Source organism: Bacillus cereus group sp. BceL291, from assembly GCF_051776705.1.
GTDB classification, from domain to species: Bacteria; Bacillota; Bacilli; order Bacillales; family Bacillaceae_G; genus Bacillus_A; species Bacillus_A cereus.
Genome location: NZ_JBPWAP010000040.1, coordinates 29,099 through 50,160, shown reverse-complemented (window position 1 = coordinate 50,160; position 21,062 = coordinate 29,099). Strand labels below are relative to the sequence as shown.

Here is a 21,062-nt window from a genome sequence, read left to right as displayed (position 1 = left end):
CTAATATTAAGAAAAAACATTCAATTTCTTTATATTCTATCACGAATATAAAGAAAGGATGGCATTTTTTACTTTTGGGGATAGTTAACACTTTTAAGTTGATGGGCATGATTCCATACCCCTATACTGAAAAAACACGATACAAAATTTCGACAATAAAACAAGAAGAGAAAAAATAGATTTTCCCCTCTATCTTGATTATAATAAAACTGATGAAAGGAGTCGATAAAAATGGAAAACCCACATATGCAAGAACAAGTATTAGAAGTATTAGATAAATTACGTCCATTCTTACTTCGCGATGGCGGAGACGTTGAATTAGTAGACATTGAAGAAGGTATCGTAAAACTACGCCTTATGGGTGCATGCGGAAGCTGCCCAAGTTCTACAATCACACTAAAAGCTGGTATCGAGCGCGCGTTACTTGAAGAAGTACCAGGCGTTATCGAAGTAGAACAAGTATTTTAATTAAAAGCGGAAGCGGCTCGTTCAAAATGTGAGGGGGATGGAGCTTCTGACATAGAGGCGTTTTTTGCCTCAGCGGAAGAAGCGAAGCCACCGAACATTTTAGCCGCTGGAGCTGGATATTAATCTAAAAGCGGAAGCGGCTCGTTCAAAGTCACTTGCTAAAAGGAGACCAAATTTGGTCTCCTTTTTTTATTCAAATCACATTTATCCGTTAACATCATAAAACAAAATTGGAAATCCCTCTCAAAAAATGCGATAATTAATACTATATAGTGAATCGTTCACACATATAAAGTAAAAAACATAGGGGGACGACACATGCCAAAAATGGGGAACACTTTTTTAACAATTCAAGAACTAGAAAAGAAAAAAGAGTATTTATTAGGCCTTTCATCCGCTATACCAACGTGGAATACAAGCTATCAATTTTTATTTAAAGAAATCCAGCAAGAATTATTGGGTAAAGTAAATGAAAAGCTCGAAAAGCATCAATTCGTTTTAAATATATGTACAGATCAGCAGGTAGGGGCATAATGTATTACATAAAATTGTGGTATATAAAAAAGAGACCTCACTCGGTCTCTTTTTTATATTTTTAAGATAACCAATCTAATTTTCTAATCCCAAGCTTATCTACTGGTAAACGAAGCGAACCATAAAAATGCTTCATAAATTGCTCTGAGCGGTTCACATCGTGTAAAATGGCTTCTAAGCGATCTCTATATATGCTTTTTTGTTCTTCGTTTCCAGTTTGGTAATATCGTTCGACCGTTTCAAAATAGTGCAGCGGGAACAGGAGCCTTGCAAATAATAAGCGCCAGCCAAATGAGGATAGCGAATAATTCCGTTCATAATCCGTAACAAATTGAACGATTGTTTGCTCCCAGTCTTTCTTTTTTTCTATCGTCATATGGCGGATCCATTCTGCAATATCTCGACTCGGGTGATCATACACCCAATCAAAAGGAAGTTTGAGACGCTTCGTTTGATGCCATAATAAAGGTGTGAATCGTTCTTGGCAAATTGTTGCTGCATCCGTTAGTTGCGGCGTATCATCCATTTCTGTATCGACAACATATTGAATGGCATTTTCTGCAACTCCTAAGTAATACGGGAAGGATTCAATAAACAATTGATCGAATACATCTGAAGGGTGGTTCATCACTTGTGATTGCCAAAACTTTTCTAATTGATCGAGCCTTTTTTCCCATAACGCTTTCCATTCACCAATTCGGCTTAATTGCTCAATTTCTTCTGGAAAGAATGCACCTCGTTTATGGAATATAGAAAGCTCACTTCCTAATGACATAGCATGTCGTTCTAACGTGCGCATACCTTTTAATAAGCAATAATTTTGTTCTTCTATCTCACTTACATAGTAGCCGTGTATAGTCGGAACGAAAGTCGCTACAGTTATATCCCCTTGCTGGTTCATATAATCACTGAGCTTTTTCATCTCTACAAGTACTTCTTCCTCCATTTCTCCAATTGGAACAAGTACATAAATTTTGTTGCGAATCCAAAAGCTTTTATAGGGGCCAAGGGGGATTAATTCTTTAACATGCATGTGATAATGCTCATAAATATGCTGAATCATCGCAGTCGCCACCTATGGTTTTTCTTTATATATATGAGCTTGTGCTCGCCTTTCATTCCTATGCACATGATAAAGCAACGAAACGTATACAAATACTAAAAAGAAAAAAAGGTGATAAACATGAAAGAATCAAATCAACTACAAGAAAGAGCATTAAAACTATTACAAGAACGCGGTGTAACAATTGACGATATTGCTGAACTTGTTCATTTTCTTCAAAAAAAATATCATCCAAATTTAGAGATGTCAGAATGCCGTTACAATGTAGAACGTGTACTATCAAAACGTGAAGTACAAAACGCACTGATTACTGGTATCGAGCTTGATGTCCTTGCTGAAAAGGGAATGCTAAGTGAACCGTTACAAGATATTGTAAAACGTGATGAAGGCTTATACGGAATTGATGAAGTTATCGCACTTTCTATCGTGAATGTGTACGGCTCTATCGGTTTCACGAACTTTGGATATATTGATAAATTAAAACCTGGTATTTTAGAATACTTAAATGATAAATCAACTGGAAAGGTGCACACGTTCCTTGATGATATCGTTGGCGGAATCGCTGCCGCTGCTTCAAGCCGTTTAGCGCACCGAGCTGAGCACTCAGAATAATAGTGTTTTCTAGGCCGTCAGGTTCATGCTGACGGTCTTTCATATTCCATCAGCATAAATTCTCTTCCGCGACTCAAAAAAATAGGCCCTTGCTTAAATCCGATATTTTTATATAACGTAATCGCTCTTGTATTAAATGTCGCTACGCTTAATCGAAACATTTTTGCATTAAACTCTTTCGTGGCAAACGCTATTCCAGCTTGGAAGAATTCTTTCCCCATTCCTTTCCCGGTTAACGCCGGCTTCATGCCAAGTCCAATATCAATCACATCTTCTCCACCATATAAATGAGCATCTCTTCCACCATATAAATGAGCATCTCTTCCACCTGGTACTTGTGCATTTGCTCCAAAACAAAAATAACCGATGAGGTCTCCTTGATCATCACAACAGCCATAATACGTTCCATCTAATAGCTCTTCCATTACTTCTTTCTCGCCTGAAAAACTATATAAATTATATGGTTCCTCGTACGTCCAAGTATTTATCTCATTTGCTTCTACCTCTGTTAATTTATGTATATCCACTTTCTCTTTCCCCCTATTATATTTCTATTAACAATATTCGATATTCATCTTATAATTCATCTTTCTCAATATATTTTTTTAATTTCTTGCTTCATTTTTATGGAAGATTTTTCTTATTATGTTACGATTAAACAGAATCATTATAAATAAGGTGGTGACAATTTGAATTACTTTTCTTATCTCTCCTCAGAAGAACGGCAAAATTTTTTCTATAAAGAACCTCTTAGTTTTTCAAAAAATATAGGAAAAGAACAACTAGCTTACGCACTAGGCGCTACACTATATACTCCTGGCACGAAAGAAACGATTGCGGAAGATATAATTAGAAGGAAACATGTGGATGCTATCTCAATTATTCTTTGTCTAGAGGACGCTATCAGCGATGAGGAAGTAAAACTTGCAGAGCAAAACATCGTCGTTCAAATACAGCAAATCGCTAACTTAGTCAGTGCCAACATACTAAATCAAGCAGACATCCCACTCCTTTTTATTAGAGTTCGACAGCCAAGTCAAATGAAGAAAATTGTTACTGAATTAGGTAGTGCCGTTCATTGTTTATGTGGTTTTGTCTTTCCAAAATTCACACCGATTAACGGAAAGACTTATATCGATCAGCTTGCATATATAAACGAGTTATACTCATTATCGCTATATGGCATGCCGATTTTAGAATCACCCGAAATTATGTATAAGGAAACACGGGCAGAATCATTATTACAAATAAAGGATTTACTAGATTCTTATCACGATTACATCTTAAATGTACGTATTGGTGCTACTGATTTTTCAAGTATATTTAGTATTCGGCGCAATAAATACACACCTATCTATCATATTACTGTTGTCCGTGATTGTATTTCAGACATTATTAACGTTTTCTCAAGGGCAACAAATGAATATATTATTTCAGGATGTGTATGGGAATATTTTTCTAATGATCATGAAGAAGGACTTATTCAAGAGGTATCACTTGACCATGCAAATGGCTTAATCGGAAAGACAGTTATTCACCCATCTCATATTAAAGTTGTACAGGCAATGCATATCGTCACAATGGAAGATTATTTAGATGCGAGATTAATTTTACAAAATGCAGATACGTATAATGGAGTGCTAAAAAGCAGTTTTTCTAACAAAATGAATGAAGTAAAACCTCATTATGGCTGGGCTCGCAAAACCATTTTAAAATCTAATATTTACGGGGTGCTACATGAAAACAAACAATTCACCGATCTCCTTATTGCAAAAGCAAAGCAACACGTATAACGTTTTAAATAATATACAAGTTCATGTAGAAGTACGTGATAATCCATATAATTTAGCGCTAGACAATCTTTTTCAAATGGCTGCGAGAATAAATAAGAAACGTAGTTTTTTATTTGTGAGTACAATCCTTGGAAAGCATCTTCCTATTAAACCTACAGTCTCTCTATCAAGTGGAGTTGCTCTCGCTGCAAGATATATGGAAATACTACATAATATTTCTCATCCATTTCAAAAAGAAATTTTAAATCTCATTTCATTAGAAATTGATGAAATCCCAGAGGAAGTATTTCGTTATCAATATCCTCTGCAAGAAGAAGTTTTGTTCATCGGATTCGCTGAAACAGCGACATCACTTGGTCATTCTATGTTTCAATGCTTTCAAAATGCAAAGTATGTACATACAACTAGGGAATCGATACCCCACCTAGAATCTGTCATTACATTTGAGGAAGAACATTCTCATGCAACATCACACCGTTGTTATGTAGATGAAAGCTTTTTTCAAAACAACAATCCAATTGTTCTCGTAGATGATGAGATGACAACAGGAAAAACAGCATTAAATATTATTAGATCTATTCAAAATAAATTCCCACGAGAAGAATATATAATTGCTTCTTTGTTAGACTGGCGTTCTCATACTAATAGAAAACAATTTAAACAATTAGAAGAAGAACTTCAAATTAAGGTTCATGTTATTTCTTTATTAGAAGGCAGTATTCATACAACTGGCCAACCATTAAATATTACAAAAACAGAGATTCAAATTGAAGAAACAAAACCTGATTTCAAAAAACATACCCTTACCTGCCCAAAATCACCCTATACATCAAATTATATAAAATATACTGGGCGATTTGGCATTTCAGCATATGAACAAAAGCACATTCATTCTTTCGCCCAAGAAGCAGGAAAAACTTTAAAAAGAGAAAGAATGGGAAAACGAACACTCTGTCTCGGAACGGGTGAATTTATGTATATACCAATGAAAATTGCTGCTGAAATGGGTGAAAATATTTTATATCAATCTACAACAAGAAGCCCTATCCATCCTGTTTCAAATGATGTGAACTACGCCATTCATAATCATTTCTCATATCCAAGTCCTGAAGATCCTACTATAACAAATTACTTTTATAATATTTCACCTCATGATTACGATGAAGTATTTGTTTTCATTGAGCGTGATTTAGGGGAAGAAGCCCTATCTCCTCTTCTACAGCAGTTACAAACAGTTATTCCTTTTATTCATATCGTCTCATTTTCAAATAGCATAGAAAAGGAAGGTTGATAATTATGGTAAAAGTAAATTCTCATATTAGTAGTTACAATCCAAATGATGCTATTTTTCTATTAAAAGATATTAGTGATTTAATGAAAGAAAGTTCCACGGAAACTAGAGAACAAGCAATTCAAGCTGGCACACATTATTCCGAAATGTTACCAATGGAATATAAACCCTCTAAAGCGTATATGGATTTATTCTTTTCTTCCCTGCAACAATACAAACACAAACTAGCCATCGCTGTTGGAGTTGTCGCCGAACAGATTATACAAACTAAAGGAACTAACCTTGTCCTCGTTTCATTAGCTCGTGCTGGTACACCTATTGGCATTCTTATCAAACGCTACATACGCTATCAATACAACCTTGATGTACCTCACTATTGTATTTCTATTGTTCGCGGACGCGGTATTGATGAAAATGCACTCCATTATATTTTGGAACATCACCCTAAAGAAACAATTCAATTCATTGATGGGTGGACTGGAAAAGGTGCAATAAAAAAAGAATTAGAATATGCAGTACACACATTTAACGAACGAAATAATACACACATTTCTCATTGTATGGCTGTGCTTGCTGATCCCGGTTACTGTACTTCAATTTACGGTACACGTGAAGATTTTCTTATTCCTAGCGCTTGCTTAAATGCAACAGTCTCTGGACTCATTAGCCGCACTGTACTAAATGACACCTATATCGGTCCAAATGATTTTCATGGTGTTAAATATTATAAAGAGCTAGAACAAGAAGACTTATCAAATTTATTCATTGATGAGGTAACAGATTTATTCCCTTCTGTTCATTCTCATATAGATAATCAATTACTTTATATTACTTCAACTTACACTGCTCCCTCTTGGCAAGGATTAAAAGATATACAGTCTATCCAAAGTCACTTTGAAATTGACGATATTAACTTAATCAAACCAGGAGTCGGTGAAACAACTCGCGTATTACTCCGGAGAATACCATGGAAAATTTTAATACGGAAGCAAAGCAATCCCGATTTAAAGCATATTTTACTTCTCGCTAAAGAAAAGAATGTCCCTATTGAAATCTATGAAAATATGGCTTATTCATGTTGCGGGCTCATTAAGCCCCTTAGGAGGAAAACGATATGATTTTCGCCAGTGATCTTGATCAGACGCTTATTTATTCCCGGAAATCGTTTCGTGCCCCTATAGAAGATGAATCAATTCAACTCATTGAAACTTTAGATGGGAAAGAAATTTCTTTTATATCACATAAAACCATTTCACTACTAAAAAAATTACAACTGCACTCACATTTCATCCCAGTTACAACAAGAACTATTGAGCAGTTTCAGCGGATTGGTTTATTCCAAGACGAAATCATTCCCGAATACGCCATTACAAGTAATGGCGGTAATATCCTTCATAACGGGAAACAAGATGGTACTTGGAACAGGACAGTAAAAGAAAGACTATCGGTTGAATGTATAGAGAGAAACGACATACTAAAGGAATTTGGACAAATAGCTCATAAAGATTGGGTTATATCACAAAAAACAGCCGATGATCTATTCCATTATTGCATTATTAAACGGGAGAACATTCCTTATGATGAATTATCATCTTTCACTTCCTGGTTAGACAAACAAGGCTGGAATCATTCACTTCAAGGTAGAAAGCTATACTTTGTACCAAAACCAATTAACAAATGGGACGCCGTGCAATATATAAAAGAAATTTTGCAAATAGATACGATTATTACAGCTGGGGATTCTTTACTTGATTTATGCATGCTTGAAAAGGCGAACCATGCCTTCGCACCACTTCATGGTGAGTTAGGGGCAATGCATGATAACTTACAACCTCATATTTTAAAAACAGACGCAATCGGCATATATGCCGCAGAAGAAATCGTAAATAAATCACTTCAAATTATTCACAGTTCATTACCTACCTCATGATCATAATATGCACAATTGCATACGCACCACAATTAAACAAATGGTACAATCTATTTGAATCGCTGTTGCTACACTTCTTGATTAAAGAAAAGGCGTTAACACGGAAATTAGCGTCTTATCAACCTCAAGCAATTGGCACATTTTGTCATCTTAAAAGACACTCCAACGAGTGTCTTTTTTTCTATATCCAACAAGGACTTACTCATTTCAAAGTATAAATACATAAAATAATGTAAATCATTACACGCATGAATCACTTTCTAAAAGTTATAAAGTAGATTCAAAATAAAAAAGCACTCTTAACTAGAGTGCTTTTTACTTTCAAACAAGGAGGCTACATATATGGATAGCACTCTCGTATTTAATTTCGGCATCGGGCTTGTCATTATTTTATTTGTCTTCTTTGTACTTTGTATGAGCGGGGTATAAAAAGGCGATTTTCGGGCGTCTTTTTATACATACATATGTATTACTTGACTTCTACAAAAACAGTAACCATAATAGTTACAGATATACAAATAACTATTCACATATCCACAAATAGGAGGAAGAAAAATGAAACATGTAATCGTTTATGCACACCCGAATACAGAAAGCTTCAACCATGCGATTTTAGAAACGGTAAAAAGTGAATTAGAAGAAAAAGGTCACGAAGTACGCGTTCGCGATCTATACGAATTAAACTTTAATCCAGTATTAGGCGCTTCCGATTTCATCTCATTTTCTAAAGGAAATACACCAGAAGATATTAAAGAAGAACAAGAGCATATCTCTTGGGCTGATAGCATTACATTTATTTATCCAGTTTGGTGGGCGGGACTTCCTGCTATTTTAAAAGGATACGTTGACCGTGTGTTTAGCCATGGATTTGCTTATGCTTACGGTGAAAACGGTATTGAAAAGTTATTAAGCGGTAAAAAAGGATTGTTATTATCTACAATGGGCAATACGAAAGAAGCATACACAGCAGGCGGCATGTTTGATGCGATGAAGAAAACAGCGGATGTTGGTATTTTTGAATTTACAGGCATTGAAACAATTGAGCATACATTCTATACAAGTGTTCCTTCTGTGGATGACAGTGTGCGTAAACAATATCTTGAAGAGGTTAAAGACGTTGTGAATCGTGCGTTCTAATAAAATTATATCAGTGATTTTCTAAATATATCAGCGCAACTCATATTATATCAGCGATTTTCTAAATATATCGGCGCAACTCAGATTATATCGGCGATTTTTCAAATATATCGACTTACCGACAAAAATCGACACTAGTCACAACTGAATGTTAGCCCACACCAATCGGGCTGCCCGCAAATATCAGAAAAAAAGCTGTTCCAAAGTTTGGAACAGCTTTCTTCATTACATCTTCTCAATCCACTCCGTCAAGTTATGCACAACTTGCGTTGGTTGTACTTCATATTCTGTTAACTTCTCCACAGTTGTGACTCCAGTGTGGACAAGAAGGGTATGCATGCCAGCATTTACTCCCGCTAAAATGTCTGTATCGTAGTTATCCCCAACCATTAATGCTTCATTTTTTTCTATGCCAAGCACTTTTAAAGCTTGTTCCATAATGATTGATTCTGGTTTTCCGATAAAGATTGGATCCACACCTGTCGATACTGCTACAACTGATGTTAATGAACCGTTACCTGGTAATAATCCGCGCTCAGTTGGAATGGCAATGTCCCCATTTGTAGAAATAAACGTTGCGCCGTTACGCACAGCAAGACACGCTTTTGCTAATTTTTCATATGTGATGTCACGATCTAAACCAACAACAACGAAATCAGGATTTTCATCCGCAAGTTCAAATCCTTTTTCCACAAGTGCATCATGCAAGCCTTCTTCACCAATCATATATACAGTTGCGTCTTGTTTACGTTCATAAATGAAGTTCGCAGTCGCCATACTCGTTGTGAATACTTGCTCTGCTTTCGCTGGAATATCGAAACGAACAAGTTTTTCTGCCACTTGTTCTGGTTTACGCGTTGAGTTATTCGTAACGAATAAATAAGGAATGCCGCGCTCTCCTAATGCTTTTACGAAGTCGCTTGCCTCTTCAATTTGTTCTTCCCCGCGATACATCGTACCGTCTAAGTCAATTAAGTAACCTTTATACATCGATTATGTCTCTCCTTCTATGCTAACGTTCTCACCTTATCATACCACTCTTATATTACCCGCTTTTTCCAAAGAAAAAAACGCTTTACCTAAAAGCGCCCCATAACGTTCATTTTTTCTCTTTTACTTGGTAAGAACAACTACAATCGCCCTCACACATATTTGCTAACGTCTTTACATCTGCTCCTGCAAATAAACGCTTATACATCTCTTTTTCATCTTCACATACTTGCGGGAATCTCTCTGCAATTTCCTTTAACGGACAGTTTTGTTTTTCAATTACGAAAGAATTCTCTCCATCTCTCTTTATTTGAACCATATAACCGTTTTTCTCTTGCATAGCTGCTATCTCTTGCACTTTATATGCTAAATTCTTTTGATTACTCACTCTCTTTTGTAACTGTTCTTCCATTCGCTTCGTTCTCTCTTTTAAAACGTAACGAAGTATTTTTTCATCACCCATTCGAGCTAAATCTTCTAGCATATCAATCGCAAATTGCTTATACTCTTTCGGGAATGTATCTTCTCCCTTTTCACTTAATCCATACAAATAAGTTGGTCTTCCGACATGTTGCCTTACCATCTTAGAATAAATGAGTCCGTCTTTCTCAAGATTACTTAAATGTCTTCGAATCGCCATTTCTGTAATCTCTAAAACGTCAGCTAGTTCAGCTACCGTGTGCTCTCCCTTTACTTTCAACAATTGTACAATTTCGTCTTTCGTCGTACGTGCTTCCCCCATACTTCACCCTTCTCCCTTTTCTTTCTCACATACAATATAAGATCCCCAAAAGGCATTCTCTGGGGATCTTATAAGCATAATTATTCTGGTACAAATGCAGATACAGGTCCTAATTCCTTTTCTAAATAACTGCGAATATTTGCTGGGTATTTCTCTACCACTGCAATATGTTTTTGAATCGTCTTATATAATTCATCATGATTCATTTGAATATAGTCTTGCGTAAGCATTTTTCGAAGAAGGATAATTTCTTTCATCCCTTGTCCATCTTCTTCACTTATCACTCGCTCGTCCATTAAAATATCAATAATATCTTCATAGCTTCCTGGATCGCGCATAATAAATCCATCAATCATCGCATTCCCGGCATCTAATACACAATCAATAATAAGATGGGCTATGCGCTCTAATGCGTAAAATTCAAACTCGGTTTCATATATCTTTTTCTCTTGAAATGTACTTGTTGCTCGTTCTAAACATACTAGCATTTGTTCTATTTTCTTTCTGTCTACAAAATACATGAATGTCACCTACCTGGAAATTAAAGCATTTACATTTTAATTGTAACGCTTTCTTCTGAAAAAATCGACAATTTTTCGAATTCACCTTTTCTCCGTTATTTGTTATAGTTATATTTGTATGATTTTTGAAATTGGAGGAATGGAATCTTGGAACGTGAACTCGCACTAGAAATTGTCCGTGTAACAGAAGCAGCAGCCTTAGCATCCGCACAGTGGATGGGCCGCGGAAAGAAAAATGAAGCAGATGATGCAGCAACTACAGCAATGCGTGATATGTTCGATTCAGTAAACATGGCAGGTACAGTTGTAATTGGTGAAGGAGAACTTGATGAAGCACCGATGTTGTATATTGGTGAAGAACTAGGAACAGGTAACGGTCCAGAAGTAGACATCGCCGTTGATCCATTAGAAGGTACAAACATCGTTGCAAAAGGTCTTGCAAATGCAATGGCAGTTATTGCAATCGCAGACAAAGGGAACCTTCTTCATGCTCCTGATATGTACATGGAAAAAATCGCGGTTGGTCCAAAAGCAGCTGGTAAAATTAGCTTAGATGATCCAATTGAAAAAACAATTGAAATTGTAGCAGAAGCTAACAATAAAAAGATTCGCGATCTAACAGTTATCGTTCAAGAACGTGAACGTCATCAAGATATTATTGACCGTGTTCGTGCAAAAGGTGCACGCGTAAAATTATTTGGTGACGGTGATGTTGGTGCGTCAATCGCAACAGCACTACCTGGAACGGGTATCGACTTATTCGTAGGTATTGGCGGAGCTCCAGAAGGTGTTATTTCTGCAGCAGCATTAAAATGCCTTGAAGGTGAAATGCAAGCTCGTTTAGTTCCAATGAACGAAGAAGAAGAAGCTCGTTGTCGTGAAATGGGATTAGAAGATCCTCGTCAACTTCTTATGTTAGATGACTTAGTATCTGGGGATGATGCAATCTTCTCAGCAACTGGTGTATCTGCTGGTGAGTTATTAGACGGTGTTAAATTCCTTGGTGGAGATTTAGCTGAAACATACTCTATCGTAATGCGTTACAAAACAAGAACAGTACGATTCATTAAAACGCATCACCATTTAGATCATAAACCACACTTAAACTTAGATATTTAATAAAGGAGCCATGTGTATGGAAGAACGTTTCTTTCTGTACGACGATACTGTCGCTACAAAAACTCGTTTCGTTAGCTTTATGGGAGAAAATGAGCGTCACGATTTAGCGCTATTATACTCCGATCGTCATTACGGTAAAACAATTGTCCTTGATATGCAACGCAATAAATTTGCAATCATCGGTGCTGACGATTTAAACGAACCAGGCTACTTAGAGCACGCATTTTCTATGACTGAAGAAATTGCAGAAGAATTACGCTCATTTTTATTTGAACTTATATAATTTATCGTATGCACCAGCTATTTTAGCTGGTGTTTTTTTATTATAAGTATTTTTAATTTTCAAACTAATATGTTATAATTAAGAATAAATCTATTTGGATAGAAAGGACGTTATCTACGTATGCCAACATTTACTTTGTAATGGACCAGCAATTGGATAGCATTACTCTCAAAAAAGCACCACGCTTTTTCAAGGGAGTAGTCTGCCCATTCCCATTACAAAGGAACGTAACACATCTGTAGTATGATGTTTACGGAGGTTCCTAAGGGAACCTCCTTTTATTTTTGTCTTTTTCTCATGTCTTCATACTACAAGACATCCAAATAGCTGTATTACGTTTCTTTGCCACTACTATAAGAGGTGAAGAAAAATGCAGAAAGTACAACTTTCTTGGAGTTTATATGAAAATGAGCAAAACACAATCGAAAAGTATTGTAAAAATTGCAGACGCACTACCTTATTTACTGACACGAATATTCGTAGGCATAACGCCAACGGAAAAAACATATACCGCTTTGCCATTTATAAATGTCCGAAAGATCATACGTGGAATCAAAAACTGCGTATTTATAAATCATTTACTGATCACGTTGAAACAGTCGATATGACGCAGCAAGATCAAGCCGAAACAACTACTACTATTTCCATTATGCAACATAAAGAAAACGGCATAGCTAAAATCACGATCGTATTAGACATCGTTTTCGGTTCCCACCGCATCGATAAAGCCTTATCCACATATATTTCCGACTGGAGCCGTACACTCATTGTGGATAAAATTAAAAATGGGGATATTCAATTGAATGGACAACAAATGAAGCCAAATACAATACTATCTGAAGGAGATTATATCTCGATTTGTTTATAATGCAAAAAATCCTCTTACAATCGTAAGAGGATTTTTTTATTTCTTCACTTTTCGCAATACGAAGTGTGCACAACCGAAGTTACAGTACTCGTATAAATACTCCGTTAACGTACTAATTTTCGTATCATATGTCGCACGCTGGTTACTATCATCAAAGAATCCGCGCAATCTAAGTTGCTCATATCCCCAGTCTCCAACGATATAATCATATTTATTTAAAATTTCTGCATAGCGCTCTTTAAATGCTTCTTCACTAAAACCGTCACGAAAGTTTTTAATTACTTCGTACTGCACATTATTAATGCTCACCGTAGCATGAATCTCTTGCTTTTGCTCCATCATTAACTTCCTCTCTAAGCATTCTTCTTTTTATCGTATCACAAAGCATAACAACCAACAATTTCAAATACAAAAAATTGAAAATTAGTGCATGCTATGGAGAAGGAGGTGATACATCGTGAAAAAACAAATTATACTCTCTCTCCTCACTCTTTCCTTATTTGCAGGCTGCCAATCAACGAATAAAGCCGAAATGGAACGTGAAGAAGGAAGCCGTGTTCTTGTTTCCAACAAAAACGACATGTATCATACGGAAAATACAAATACACGATTAACGAGAGTCGGTTATTCATCTAAACAAAAGCATGAAGTGTCTAACAAACAAGTAGGGGCCATTAACCGTGAGAAAGTCGCTGAAATGATTACAAGCATGACAGTCAAACTTCCTGACGTTACAAACGCTGCTACGCTCGTTACCGATGATGAAGTATTTGTTGTATACCGTGCAAACACAACGGATCCAAAACTCGTAGCGGATCAAGTATATAGAGCTGCTTTGTCCATCGTCCCTCGCTATTATAAAGGATATGTATCAACAGACCAAAAGTTGATTTCCCAAATTCAAGGTCTTCAATCTGGCGCATTAAATGATACAGAATATACGCAAAGCCTCGATATGCTAAAACGTGAAATGAGTAAAAATCCTCATTTGAACAATACGGGAGATCAGACTTTGAATGATATGATTAAAAAGTAAAACAGGTGGAGAAAATCTCCACCTGTTTTACTTTTTATTACGATCCGCATAAACCTCCATCGCATCACACATAAACTGCGCTAACCCTTCACCAAACTTATCGATATTTTTCGTAAAGCGCTCATCAGCGACGTACATTTGACCAAGTCCTTTAAAAGCATCTAATGAATATTCACCGAAGTTTTGCAAGTAATCGTACCACACCCCAATTGCTTCTTGTGCCTCTTTAGAATCTGGTGCTCCGTGTCTAAGCGCTGCTAAATTTCTATAAATAGCATTAAACTCCTCTTGGTTCTCTTTTGACATACCTTTTGCATATTCGTTCGCTTTATCTACAGCTGCGTCTCCCCATTTTTCCCGTGCTTCTTCTTCATATGGGTTATGGCTGAAATCGAATCCTTCAAATTTCTCTTTATTCGTCATTTCAATCTCTCCTTTTGTATGCTGAATTGTTTTATCAATTGTCGCAATCACCTTATCTAATCTAGCACGCTTTTCAAGAAGCATTTTCTTATGAAGCTCTAGTGCCTCTTCGCGATCAAATGATGGACTCATGATAATCTCTTTAATTTTTTTCAAAGGGAAGCCAAGCTCTTTAAAAAACAAAATTTGCTGCAATGTCTCTAAATTTTCATTGGAATACAGACGATATCCAGACTCTGTCGTCTCGTCTGGGGTTAACAACCCAATTTCATCGTAATGATGCAGTGTGCGCACACTAATTCCAACTAAATCAGCTACTTCTTTTACTCTCATTGTCATTTGTATCTCCCCCTTAGTACATACGATAAAGTATGACGCAACGTTAGAGTCAATAAGTAAATTCATTTTATCTTAAAAAGTTTCATCTCTCCTATATTTGATGCATAATAGTTATGTACATATATTAGAAAGCGGTGAAAGTATGGTTTCAAATACTGTAATTGCCAGCATCATCTTTCAACTCATTGTCTCGATTCTGGTCCCAATTATTGTACTCGTTTATTTCCGTAAAAAATATAATATGAATTGGAAAGTGGTCGGCATTGGTGTTCTTATCTTTATCGGATTTACCCAAATTCTTGAAACACCATTCCACCTATTTATGCGCGGTAATCCAACAATCGCTCCATTTTTAGAAAATCCGTTTGTCTTCGCAATTTATGGCGGATTGACTGCTGGTATTTTTGAAGAATTAGGACGCTTCGTTGCCTTCTTCTTCTTACTAAAAAAATATCTAGAATATAAAGATGGCTTCGCTTATGGAATTGGTCACGGCGGAATTGAATCTATTTTAATTGGCGGTTTTTCTGCATTACAAGCATTAATCTTTGCTAATTCTATTAACGATGGTAGCTTCGCTCGACTGATTGAACAAAAACCCGAGCTGAGCATTTTACAGGACATGTTAATTCAGCAACCTGCCTACTTATACTTCCTTGGTAGCTTAGAAAGAATTATGGCACTCGTGCTTCAAATCGCCTTTACAATGCTTGTTTTATACGCAGTAAAACAGAAGAAATATATCTTCCTAGTATACGCTATACTATTCCACGCATTTGTAGACTTTTTCGCGGCACTTTACCAAACAAAAACAATCAATATCTTCGTTGCAGAAGGAATTACACTTCTTTGTACAATTGGCGCTGTCGTTCTTATTCGCAAAATGAAAGCGAAATTAATGAGTGTACCGGAGTAAAAAATAAACCACCGATTGGTGGTTTATTTTTTATGGATTGTCGCAATGCTGATAGCTTTTTCCTTCTTGCAGCTCCCTCTTTGTTTCTGCATCTATAACGATATATTTATGAAACTCTTCTAATTCATTTTGAGAAAAGGAAGCGAAAAAATAAACTTGGCGATCAGGATGAACAAAAAAATCTTGAAGCATCACACAACTCCGAAAACCCACGGCTGTTTTTTGTAGGAAAGAAAATTCTTCATCGGGCACTTCTTTAAATAAGATTTTTTTTCGAACACTATATGCTGCATTATTGTATTCTTTATAGATTTTCTTATCTAACTGTTTATAAAAAATATCCTCACTCACAAATGACTTATTTCGATTGCTTGGATAATTTACTTTTTGATTCGACTCTGCATAAGTTGTGGACAAGTGTATAAAAAAACAAAGACTAACTACAATACATATCATTTTATTCATGATTGCACCTCAAATGTTCATTATCCACATTACTTTTCCACATATTTAAATCCATATGCCGTTTTCCAAGAAAAAGGAATTATTTCCACATTTGTCGAAGTATATAGCGTCAACTTGAAAGATGGGGATGAATTATGAAGAAAATTATTGTAATACGACATTGTTCAGCAACTGGGCAAAAACGTGATGCTGAATTAACGACCGATGGAAAAGACCAAGCAAATACCCTTGCTACATTCCTCTTAGAAAATCATCTACAAATCGATCATATTATTTCAAGCCCGTTTGTCCGAGCTATCGATTCCATTCGGCCCTATGCGCTCCAAGCTAACTTATCTATCCAAGAAGATGAACGATTAACTGAACGCATATTGAGCAACGTTCCAATGGATGATTGGATGCAAAAACTAGAATCTACTTTTACAAATATAGATATTGCCTTTTCAGGCGGAGAGTCAACAAAACAAGCAACAGACCGTGCCATATCGCTTATTCAAGACGTTTTACAATTAAACCATACAACAACACTACTTGTTACACATGGCAATTTACTTACGCTCATTTTAAAGCATTTTAATCATACGATTGGCTTTAATGAATGGAGAACTTTAACGAATCCTGATATTTACGAAATTACAATCGACGAACAATGTATCATAAAACGCTTATGGGAAGCATCTTCTAAGTAATATCCCTTTCCAAAACATTCAGTTGACGCCACGAGAAGAAACTGTACTAATAATAGAAAGGGGTATCACTCCATATGTACGAAGATGTACTTGCTCTACTACATAAAACAAATGTTTCTTATGAAAAATTTGAACACGAACCAGTACTCGATTATGAGACAGATCGGATTGTACGTGAGAGACTCGGCTTACAAGGCACTCCAAGTAAAAGCTTATTTTTAAAATCAAAGTCTGGAGATTATTACGTATTTTTTACGTTAGAGGGCACAAGACTCAACCGGGGAGAAATGAAAGAACTAACAGGAGAACGCTTATCTCTCTGTTCTCCTGATGAACTGCGAGACAAAACTGGTTGTACGCCGGGATGTGTGGCTCCTTTCGGATATTCACACGATGTAACAATTATTGTGGATAACGCTATTTATACGTACGATAAAATTTTAATTACACCTGGTGTACCTGAATTTACAATTGAATTATCCACAGAAGAATTAAAAAAGATTTTATTAACATGTCCAAATACCGTTTTAGAGTATAAACAAAAAGAGAGCTAATCGTTAGCTCTCTTTTTTCATTATTTAGCTTCTGCTGTTTTTTCTTTTGCAGAACGTACTTGCTCGTCCGCATGGTAAGAAGAACGCACAAGTGGGCCAGCTTCACAGTGGCTAAATCCTTTGCTAAGTGCAATTTCTTTAAGCTCTGCAAATTCTGCTGGTGGGTAATATTTAAGAACTGGTAAGTGCTTCTTAGATGGTTGTAGGTATTGCCCAAGAGTTAAAATATCCACATTGTTTGCACGTAAGTCATCCATTGCTTCAATTAAATCTTCTCTCGTTTCACCTAAGCCCACCATAATGCTCGATTTAGTTGGAATATCAGGCTGCATTTCTTTCGCTCGACGTAAAAACTCTAATGAACGTTCATATTTTGCTCTAGCGCGAACTCGGTCAGATAATCGACGTACTGTTTCAATGTTATGGTTTAAAATATCTGGTTTTGCATCCATTAACATTTTTAAGTTTTCTTCTACTCCACCCATATCAGATGGTAATACTTCGATAGACGTGAATGGGTTTTTACGACGTACTGCTCGTACTGTTTCAGCAAAAACAGCTGCTCCCCCGTCCTTTAAATCATCACGTGCAACCGCTGTTATAACAACGTGCTTTAAGCCCATTTGTACTACTGAATCTGCCACGCGTTCTGGTTCTTGTAAATCAAGCTCAGTTGGTAAGCCTGTTTTAACCGCACAAAAACGACAAGCACGTGTACAAACCGCACCTAAAATCATAAATGTTGCTGTTTTTCTTACAGCCCAGCATTCATGAATATTCGGACATTTTGCTTCCTCACAAACTGTATGAAGATTTTTAGAACGCATCATTTTCTTTAAGCCTGTATAGTTTTCATTCGTGTTTAACTTAATTTTCAACCATTCGGGCTTGCGCTTATATTCTGTTTGTTTTGTCATGGTTATCAACTCCGCACAATATGAAATAGTTTACCGTGTTCGCTTCTTTCAATGTAACATATCTATTCTAACGTATGAAAGCGATTTGCTCAAATGAAGATTCTAAGATTTTTTCCAATCGTTCCCTATAATGAAATACTCCGTATATCCCACACTAAAAAGAGTGATGTTGTGAAAGGAGTCTATTTCATGCTTCGAAAAATTTCTCTTTTGCTTTCTATTTGTTTTCTTCTCCACCAAAACATCGCTTACGGTGAAGATAATCAGCAAAGCATATACGAAAAGCGCATGGCACTATATAAAGAAACCGAGCAGTCTTCAGGCATTCCATGGTATTACTTAGCTGCAATGGATCAATATGAAAGAAATATACGGAGCGTAAGAAAAGATATTCCGAAAAAACCAGATGCCATCATTTCCCTTTATTTCAAACCAGAAATATGGGCTGGACCTATTAATAGTAACGATACTCTTCCCCATACAATTTCTCTATTTGGCGGAATAGGTTTAGATGGTGACAAAGATGGATTTGCAAATGCAAATAGCGACCGTGATCTTCTGCATACCGCAGCGACTATTTTAAGGAAACAAGGAACATCAGAAGACCGTATTAAAATTATGCTCTGGGAATATTATAGACGTGCCAAAACAGTTGATTTAATTAGCGAATACGCCCAAATTTATAAACATTATGGACGTATTAATTTAGAAGGAAATGCTTTTCCTCTTCCGATCCGTAGTGACCATAGCTACCGTAGTACTTTCGGCGCTGGAAGAAGTTTTGGCGGCAGAAGGATTCATGAAGGAACCGATATTTTTGCCGGATATGGCGTGCCAGTAAAATCGACTTGCTATGGCATTATTGAAACGAAAGGTTGGAACCGCCTTGGTGGATGGCGCATTGGTATTCGCGATCTTCATAACAATTACCATTATTACGCTCATTTAGGCGGGTTTTCAAAAGAAATACAGCTTGGACAAATTGTTGAGCCAGGGAAAGTAATCGGATTTGTTGGTAGCACTGGTTATGGACCTCCTGGCACAGCCGGAAAATTTCCGCCCCACTTACATTTTGGCATGTATAAAGACAATGGCTATACAGAATGGGCCTTCGATCCATACATGCATTTAAGCCTTTGGGAGCGCAAAGAACGAGCAAATACAAAACGATAACCGTAGCTGCATTGCTACGGTTATTTTTTATCCAGTAAAAGCCTGACTGAGCCGAGTTTCACTTTATTTACAACTAACTATCTGTTTTCTTTTTATCAGGTACAGCAACACTTCCGCTTCCATAATACGTAGGCACTTCCCCTTGAACGATACGCGTCGCAATCGGAACATTTTGTTTCACCTTTATCTCTTTCGTATGAAATGGAATAATCACTTGCAATGTTACTTCCATTTCCATAACAATTTGAATTGCTGTAGTATTAATCCCATGCGGCTCAATTTTTTGTTTAATATCTGTATTCACATGTCCAACTGGCGTGAAATGAATCGGAATATCTGGTCCTATATTACCAAGAAGTGCATTATCAGTTACACGCCCAAAAGGAACTGCCATAGTCGCGCCGTTTTTTTCAGCAATACCTAGCTCCTTCAACTTCCCTTGTTCTACTTGCTGTAAATATTTTTCTATGTACGTGGTCGTTGATGTTACGATTTCATTTACTTGCTTTGTATTTAAATTAATTGTGGATACTTTTCCGTTTTTATCATTCTGTACTTTCATTAATGAATCTACATCGAATCCTTCATTAATTCGATCCTTTACTGCCTTCGTCATAATTGCCGTCGCCATTTTATGTGTCTCTACTTCCCCATATTTAATTAAGGTCGGCTGAATATTATTATTCACAATCCACAACCCTTGCGTAAGTAATATAACAAAAAGAATAAACGACATAAGCAGTATATACCGAAAGGCAATAGGTCCCCTTCGAAACCGCGAGTTTTTCGAGCGAAATATACTCATAAAAAAACCTCCTTCTTATATCATTTCTATGCAAGAAGGAGGGACGATATATGCTTATCTCATTTTTAATAATGCTTCTTTTCCAATCGTACCTGCTGGAATGCCTAATGCTTCAGCTCCAGTCGTTACCGATTCTAGTGGCGCTTCAAGAAGTTGTTCAATCGTTCTTACACCAACCGCACGGCCAGCAATAATTCCTCGATCACCTAATTTCTCATTTAAAAGACCTACATCTAATGCACCACACATAATATATCCTTTATCGCTCATTACAGCTAGCAAATTCGTCTTTGGAAGTTTCACGCTAACTGCAATAAACGTATAATTATCAATTATAATTGGCTCCACATTAACCATAGTTCACACTCCTCTCTTTCTTATCTGTATGACAAGA

The 21,062-nt window shown here is 36.5% G+C and carries 27 protein-coding genes; 16 read left to right on the top strand and 11 right to left on the bottom strand.

The genetic code is table 11. From position 1 onward, the window contains the following. Positions 1-231 precede the first annotated feature (231 nt). Positions 232-468 carry a NifU family protein gene (locus ACS2CR_RS22365; protein WP_000431159.1) on the top strand — a complete coding sequence of 79 codons (237 nt, stop codon included), beginning with the start codon at positions 232-234 and terminating at the stop codon, positions 466-468. A gap of 318 nt (positions 469-786) precedes the next feature. Further along, a complete protein-coding gene (locus ACS2CR_RS22360) occupies positions 787-1,002 on the top strand; it encodes a hypothetical protein (RefSeq protein ID WP_001125494.1) in 216 nt (71 codons plus the stop codon). 61 nt (positions 1,003-1,063) lie between these two features. Here ACS2CR_RS22360 and yutH read toward each other — a convergent pair whose 3' ends face one another. After that, entirely contained in the window at positions 1,064-2,065 is a 1,002-nt protein-coding gene (gene yutH / locus ACS2CR_RS22355; RefSeq protein WP_000614218.1) for a spore coat putative kinase YutH, read from the bottom strand. A 120-nt stretch (positions 2,066-2,185) separates the two neighbouring features. On the opposite strand from yutH, the gene ACS2CR_RS22350 reads away from it, so the two are divergent. After that, the gene (locus ACS2CR_RS22350; RefSeq protein ID WP_000665094.1) at positions 2,186-2,677 is read left to right on the top strand and encodes a phosphatidylglycerophosphatase A family protein; all 492 of its coding nucleotides are present in this window, start codon (positions 2,186-2,188) and stop codon (positions 2,675-2,677) included. A gap of 23 nt (positions 2,678-2,700) precedes the next feature. On the opposite strand, the gene ACS2CR_RS22345 is transcribed toward ACS2CR_RS22350, so the two are convergent. Next, the gene (locus tag ACS2CR_RS22345) at positions 2,701-3,204 is read right to left on the bottom strand and encodes a GNAT family N-acetyltransferase (RefSeq protein ID WP_053514374.1); all 504 of its coding nucleotides are present in this window, start codon (positions 3,202-3,204) and stop codon (positions 2,701-2,703) included. A gap of 162 nt (positions 3,205-3,366) precedes the next feature. Here ACS2CR_RS22345 and ACS2CR_RS22340 point away from each other — a divergent pair, with 162 nt between their 5' ends. The 5 genes from ACS2CR_RS22340 to ACS2CR_RS22320 all read left to right on the top strand — a co-directional run bounded on the left by ACS2CR_RS22340 (position 3,367) and on the right by ACS2CR_RS22320 (position 8,828). Beyond that, on the top strand, positions 3,367-4,470 hold the full coding sequence (locus tag ACS2CR_RS22340; RefSeq protein WP_001106090.1) for an HpcH/HpaI aldolase/citrate lyase family protein: 1,104 nt from the start codon (positions 3,367-3,369) through the stop codon (positions 4,468-4,470). Further along, positions 4,415-5,761 (top strand): phosphoribosyltransferase family protein, encoded by a 1,347-nt coding sequence (locus ACS2CR_RS22335; protein WP_053514373.1) that lies wholly within the window; start codon positions 4,415-4,417, stop codon positions 5,759-5,761. Before ACS2CR_RS22340 ends, ACS2CR_RS22335 begins: the two co-directional genes overlap by 56 nt. A gap of 5 nt (positions 5,762-5,766) precedes the next feature. Continuing rightward, positions 5,767-6,879 (top strand): cysteine protease StiP family protein, encoded by a 1,113-nt coding sequence (locus ACS2CR_RS22330; RefSeq protein ID WP_016110890.1) that lies wholly within the window; start codon positions 5,767-5,769, stop codon positions 6,877-6,879. After that, entirely contained in the window at positions 6,876-7,691 is an 816-nt protein-coding gene (locus ACS2CR_RS22325; RefSeq protein WP_053514372.1) for an HAD family hydrolase, read from the top strand. Before ACS2CR_RS22330 ends, ACS2CR_RS22325 begins: the two co-directional genes overlap by 4 nt. Positions 7,692-8,246: 555 nt before the next feature. Further along, positions 8,247-8,828: an NAD(P)H-dependent oxidoreductase gene (locus tag ACS2CR_RS22320; RefSeq protein WP_053514371.1), complete on the top strand. Its 582-nt coding sequence runs from the start codon at positions 8,247-8,249 to the stop codon at positions 8,826-8,828. Positions 8,829-9,053: 225 nt separating this feature from the next. On the opposite strand, the gene ACS2CR_RS22315 is transcribed toward ACS2CR_RS22320, so the two are convergent. From ACS2CR_RS22315 to ACS2CR_RS22305, 3 genes are all read right to left on the bottom strand, one after another. Next, a complete protein-coding gene (locus ACS2CR_RS22315; RefSeq protein WP_000276463.1) occupies positions 9,054-9,818 on the bottom strand; it encodes a TIGR01457 family HAD-type hydrolase in 765 nt (254 codons plus the stop codon). A gap of 109 nt (positions 9,819-9,927) precedes the next feature. Then, a complete protein-coding gene (locus ACS2CR_RS22310; protein ID WP_000503346.1) occupies positions 9,928-10,560 on the bottom strand; it encodes a helix-turn-helix transcriptional regulator in 633 nt (210 codons plus the stop codon). A gap of 80 nt (positions 10,561-10,640) precedes the next feature. Next, positions 10,641-11,081, bottom strand: a complete 441-nt coding sequence (locus ACS2CR_RS22305) for a DUF86 domain-containing protein (RefSeq protein WP_000273999.1) — start codon at positions 11,079-11,081, stop codon at positions 10,641-10,643. Between the two features lie 147 nt (positions 11,082-11,228). On the opposite strand from ACS2CR_RS22305, the gene glpX reads away from it, so the two are divergent. The 3 genes from glpX to ACS2CR_RS22290 all read left to right on the top strand — a co-directional run bounded on the left by glpX (position 11,229) and on the right by ACS2CR_RS22290 (position 13,351). Then, positions 11,229-12,200 (top strand): class II fructose-bisphosphatase, encoded by a 972-nt coding sequence (glpX, locus tag ACS2CR_RS22300; RefSeq protein WP_000439090.1) that lies wholly within the window; start codon positions 11,229-11,231, stop codon positions 12,198-12,200. Positions 12,201-12,216: 16 nt separating this feature from the next. Beyond that, positions 12,217-12,483 carry a DUF3055 domain-containing protein gene (locus ACS2CR_RS22295; RefSeq protein WP_000392606.1) on the top strand — a complete coding sequence of 89 codons (267 nt, stop codon included), beginning with the start codon at positions 12,217-12,219 and terminating at the stop codon, positions 12,481-12,483. 370 nt (positions 12,484-12,853) lie between these two features. Further along, the gene (locus ACS2CR_RS22290) at positions 12,854-13,351 is read left to right on the top strand and encodes a cytoplasmic protein (RefSeq protein WP_053514370.1); all 498 of its coding nucleotides are present in this window, start codon (positions 12,854-12,856) and stop codon (positions 13,349-13,351) included. Between the two features lie 36 nt (positions 13,352-13,387). Here ACS2CR_RS22290 and ACS2CR_RS22285 read toward each other — a convergent pair whose 3' ends face one another. Continuing rightward, the gene (locus ACS2CR_RS22285; protein WP_000435943.1) at positions 13,388-13,690 is read right to left on the bottom strand and encodes a YutD family protein; all 303 of its coding nucleotides are present in this window, start codon (positions 13,688-13,690) and stop codon (positions 13,388-13,390) included. A 118-nt stretch (positions 13,691-13,808) separates the two neighbouring features. On the opposite strand from ACS2CR_RS22285, the gene ACS2CR_RS22280 reads away from it, so the two are divergent. Further along, complete coding sequence (locus ACS2CR_RS22280) at positions 13,809-14,387, top strand: YhcN/YlaJ family sporulation lipoprotein (RefSeq protein WP_000744039.1); 579 nt, start codon at positions 13,809-13,811, stop codon at positions 14,385-14,387. Between the two features lie 27 nt (positions 14,388-14,414). Here ACS2CR_RS22280 and ACS2CR_RS22275 read toward each other — a convergent pair whose 3' ends face one another. Continuing rightward, positions 14,415-15,149: a MerR family transcriptional regulator gene (locus ACS2CR_RS22275; RefSeq protein WP_000178769.1), complete on the bottom strand. Its 735-nt coding sequence runs from the start codon at positions 15,147-15,149 to the stop codon at positions 14,415-14,417. Between the two features lie 100 nt (positions 15,150-15,249). Between ACS2CR_RS22275 and ACS2CR_RS22270 the strand changes: the two genes are divergently transcribed. Beyond that, positions 15,250-16,065, top strand: coding sequence for a YhfC family intramembrane metalloprotease (locus ACS2CR_RS22270; RefSeq protein WP_002101508.1), 816 nt, complete (start codon positions 15,250-15,252; stop codon positions 16,063-16,065). 30 nt (positions 16,066-16,095) lie between these two features. Here ACS2CR_RS22270 and ACS2CR_RS22265 read toward each other — a convergent pair whose 3' ends face one another. Beyond that, positions 16,096-16,530, bottom strand: a complete 435-nt coding sequence (locus ACS2CR_RS22265) for a hypothetical protein (RefSeq protein WP_053514369.1) — start codon at positions 16,528-16,530, stop codon at positions 16,096-16,098. A gap of 134 nt (positions 16,531-16,664) precedes the next feature. Here ACS2CR_RS22265 and ACS2CR_RS22260 point away from each other — a divergent pair, with 134 nt between their 5' ends. Then, positions 16,665-17,219: a histidine phosphatase family protein gene (locus ACS2CR_RS22260; RefSeq protein ID WP_000721050.1), complete on the top strand. Its 555-nt coding sequence runs from the start codon at positions 16,665-16,667 to the stop codon at positions 17,217-17,219. Between the two features lie 74 nt (positions 17,220-17,293). Next, a complete protein-coding gene (locus ACS2CR_RS22255) occupies positions 17,294-17,773 on the top strand; it encodes a YbaK/EbsC family protein (protein ID WP_000272747.1) in 480 nt (159 codons plus the stop codon). Between the two features lie 20 nt (positions 17,774-17,793). Here ACS2CR_RS22255 and lipA read toward each other — a convergent pair whose 3' ends face one another. After that, entirely contained in the window at positions 17,794-18,690 is an 897-nt protein-coding gene (gene lipA / locus ACS2CR_RS22250; protein WP_000166372.1) for a lipoyl synthase, read from the bottom strand. 189 nt (positions 18,691-18,879) lie between these two features. Here lipA and ACS2CR_RS22245 point away from each other — a divergent pair, with 189 nt between their 5' ends. Next, on the top strand, positions 18,880-19,863 hold the full coding sequence (locus ACS2CR_RS22245) for a M23 family metallopeptidase (RefSeq protein WP_053514368.1): 984 nt from the start codon (positions 18,880-18,882) through the stop codon (positions 19,861-19,863). Positions 19,864-19,936: 73 nt separating this feature from the next. On the opposite strand, the gene yunB is transcribed toward ACS2CR_RS22245, so the two are convergent. Together yunB and ACS2CR_RS22235 are read right to left on the bottom strand one after the other, a co-directional pair. After that, positions 19,937-20,668, bottom strand: coding sequence for a sporulation protein YunB (gene yunB, locus ACS2CR_RS22240; RefSeq protein ID WP_000021802.1), 732 nt, complete (start codon positions 20,666-20,668; stop codon positions 19,937-19,939). 54 nt (positions 20,669-20,722) lie between these two features. After that, entirely contained in the window at positions 20,723-21,025 is a 303-nt protein-coding gene (locus tag ACS2CR_RS22235; protein WP_000248466.1) for a YunC family protein, read from the bottom strand. Positions 21,026-21,062 lie beyond the last annotated feature (37 nt).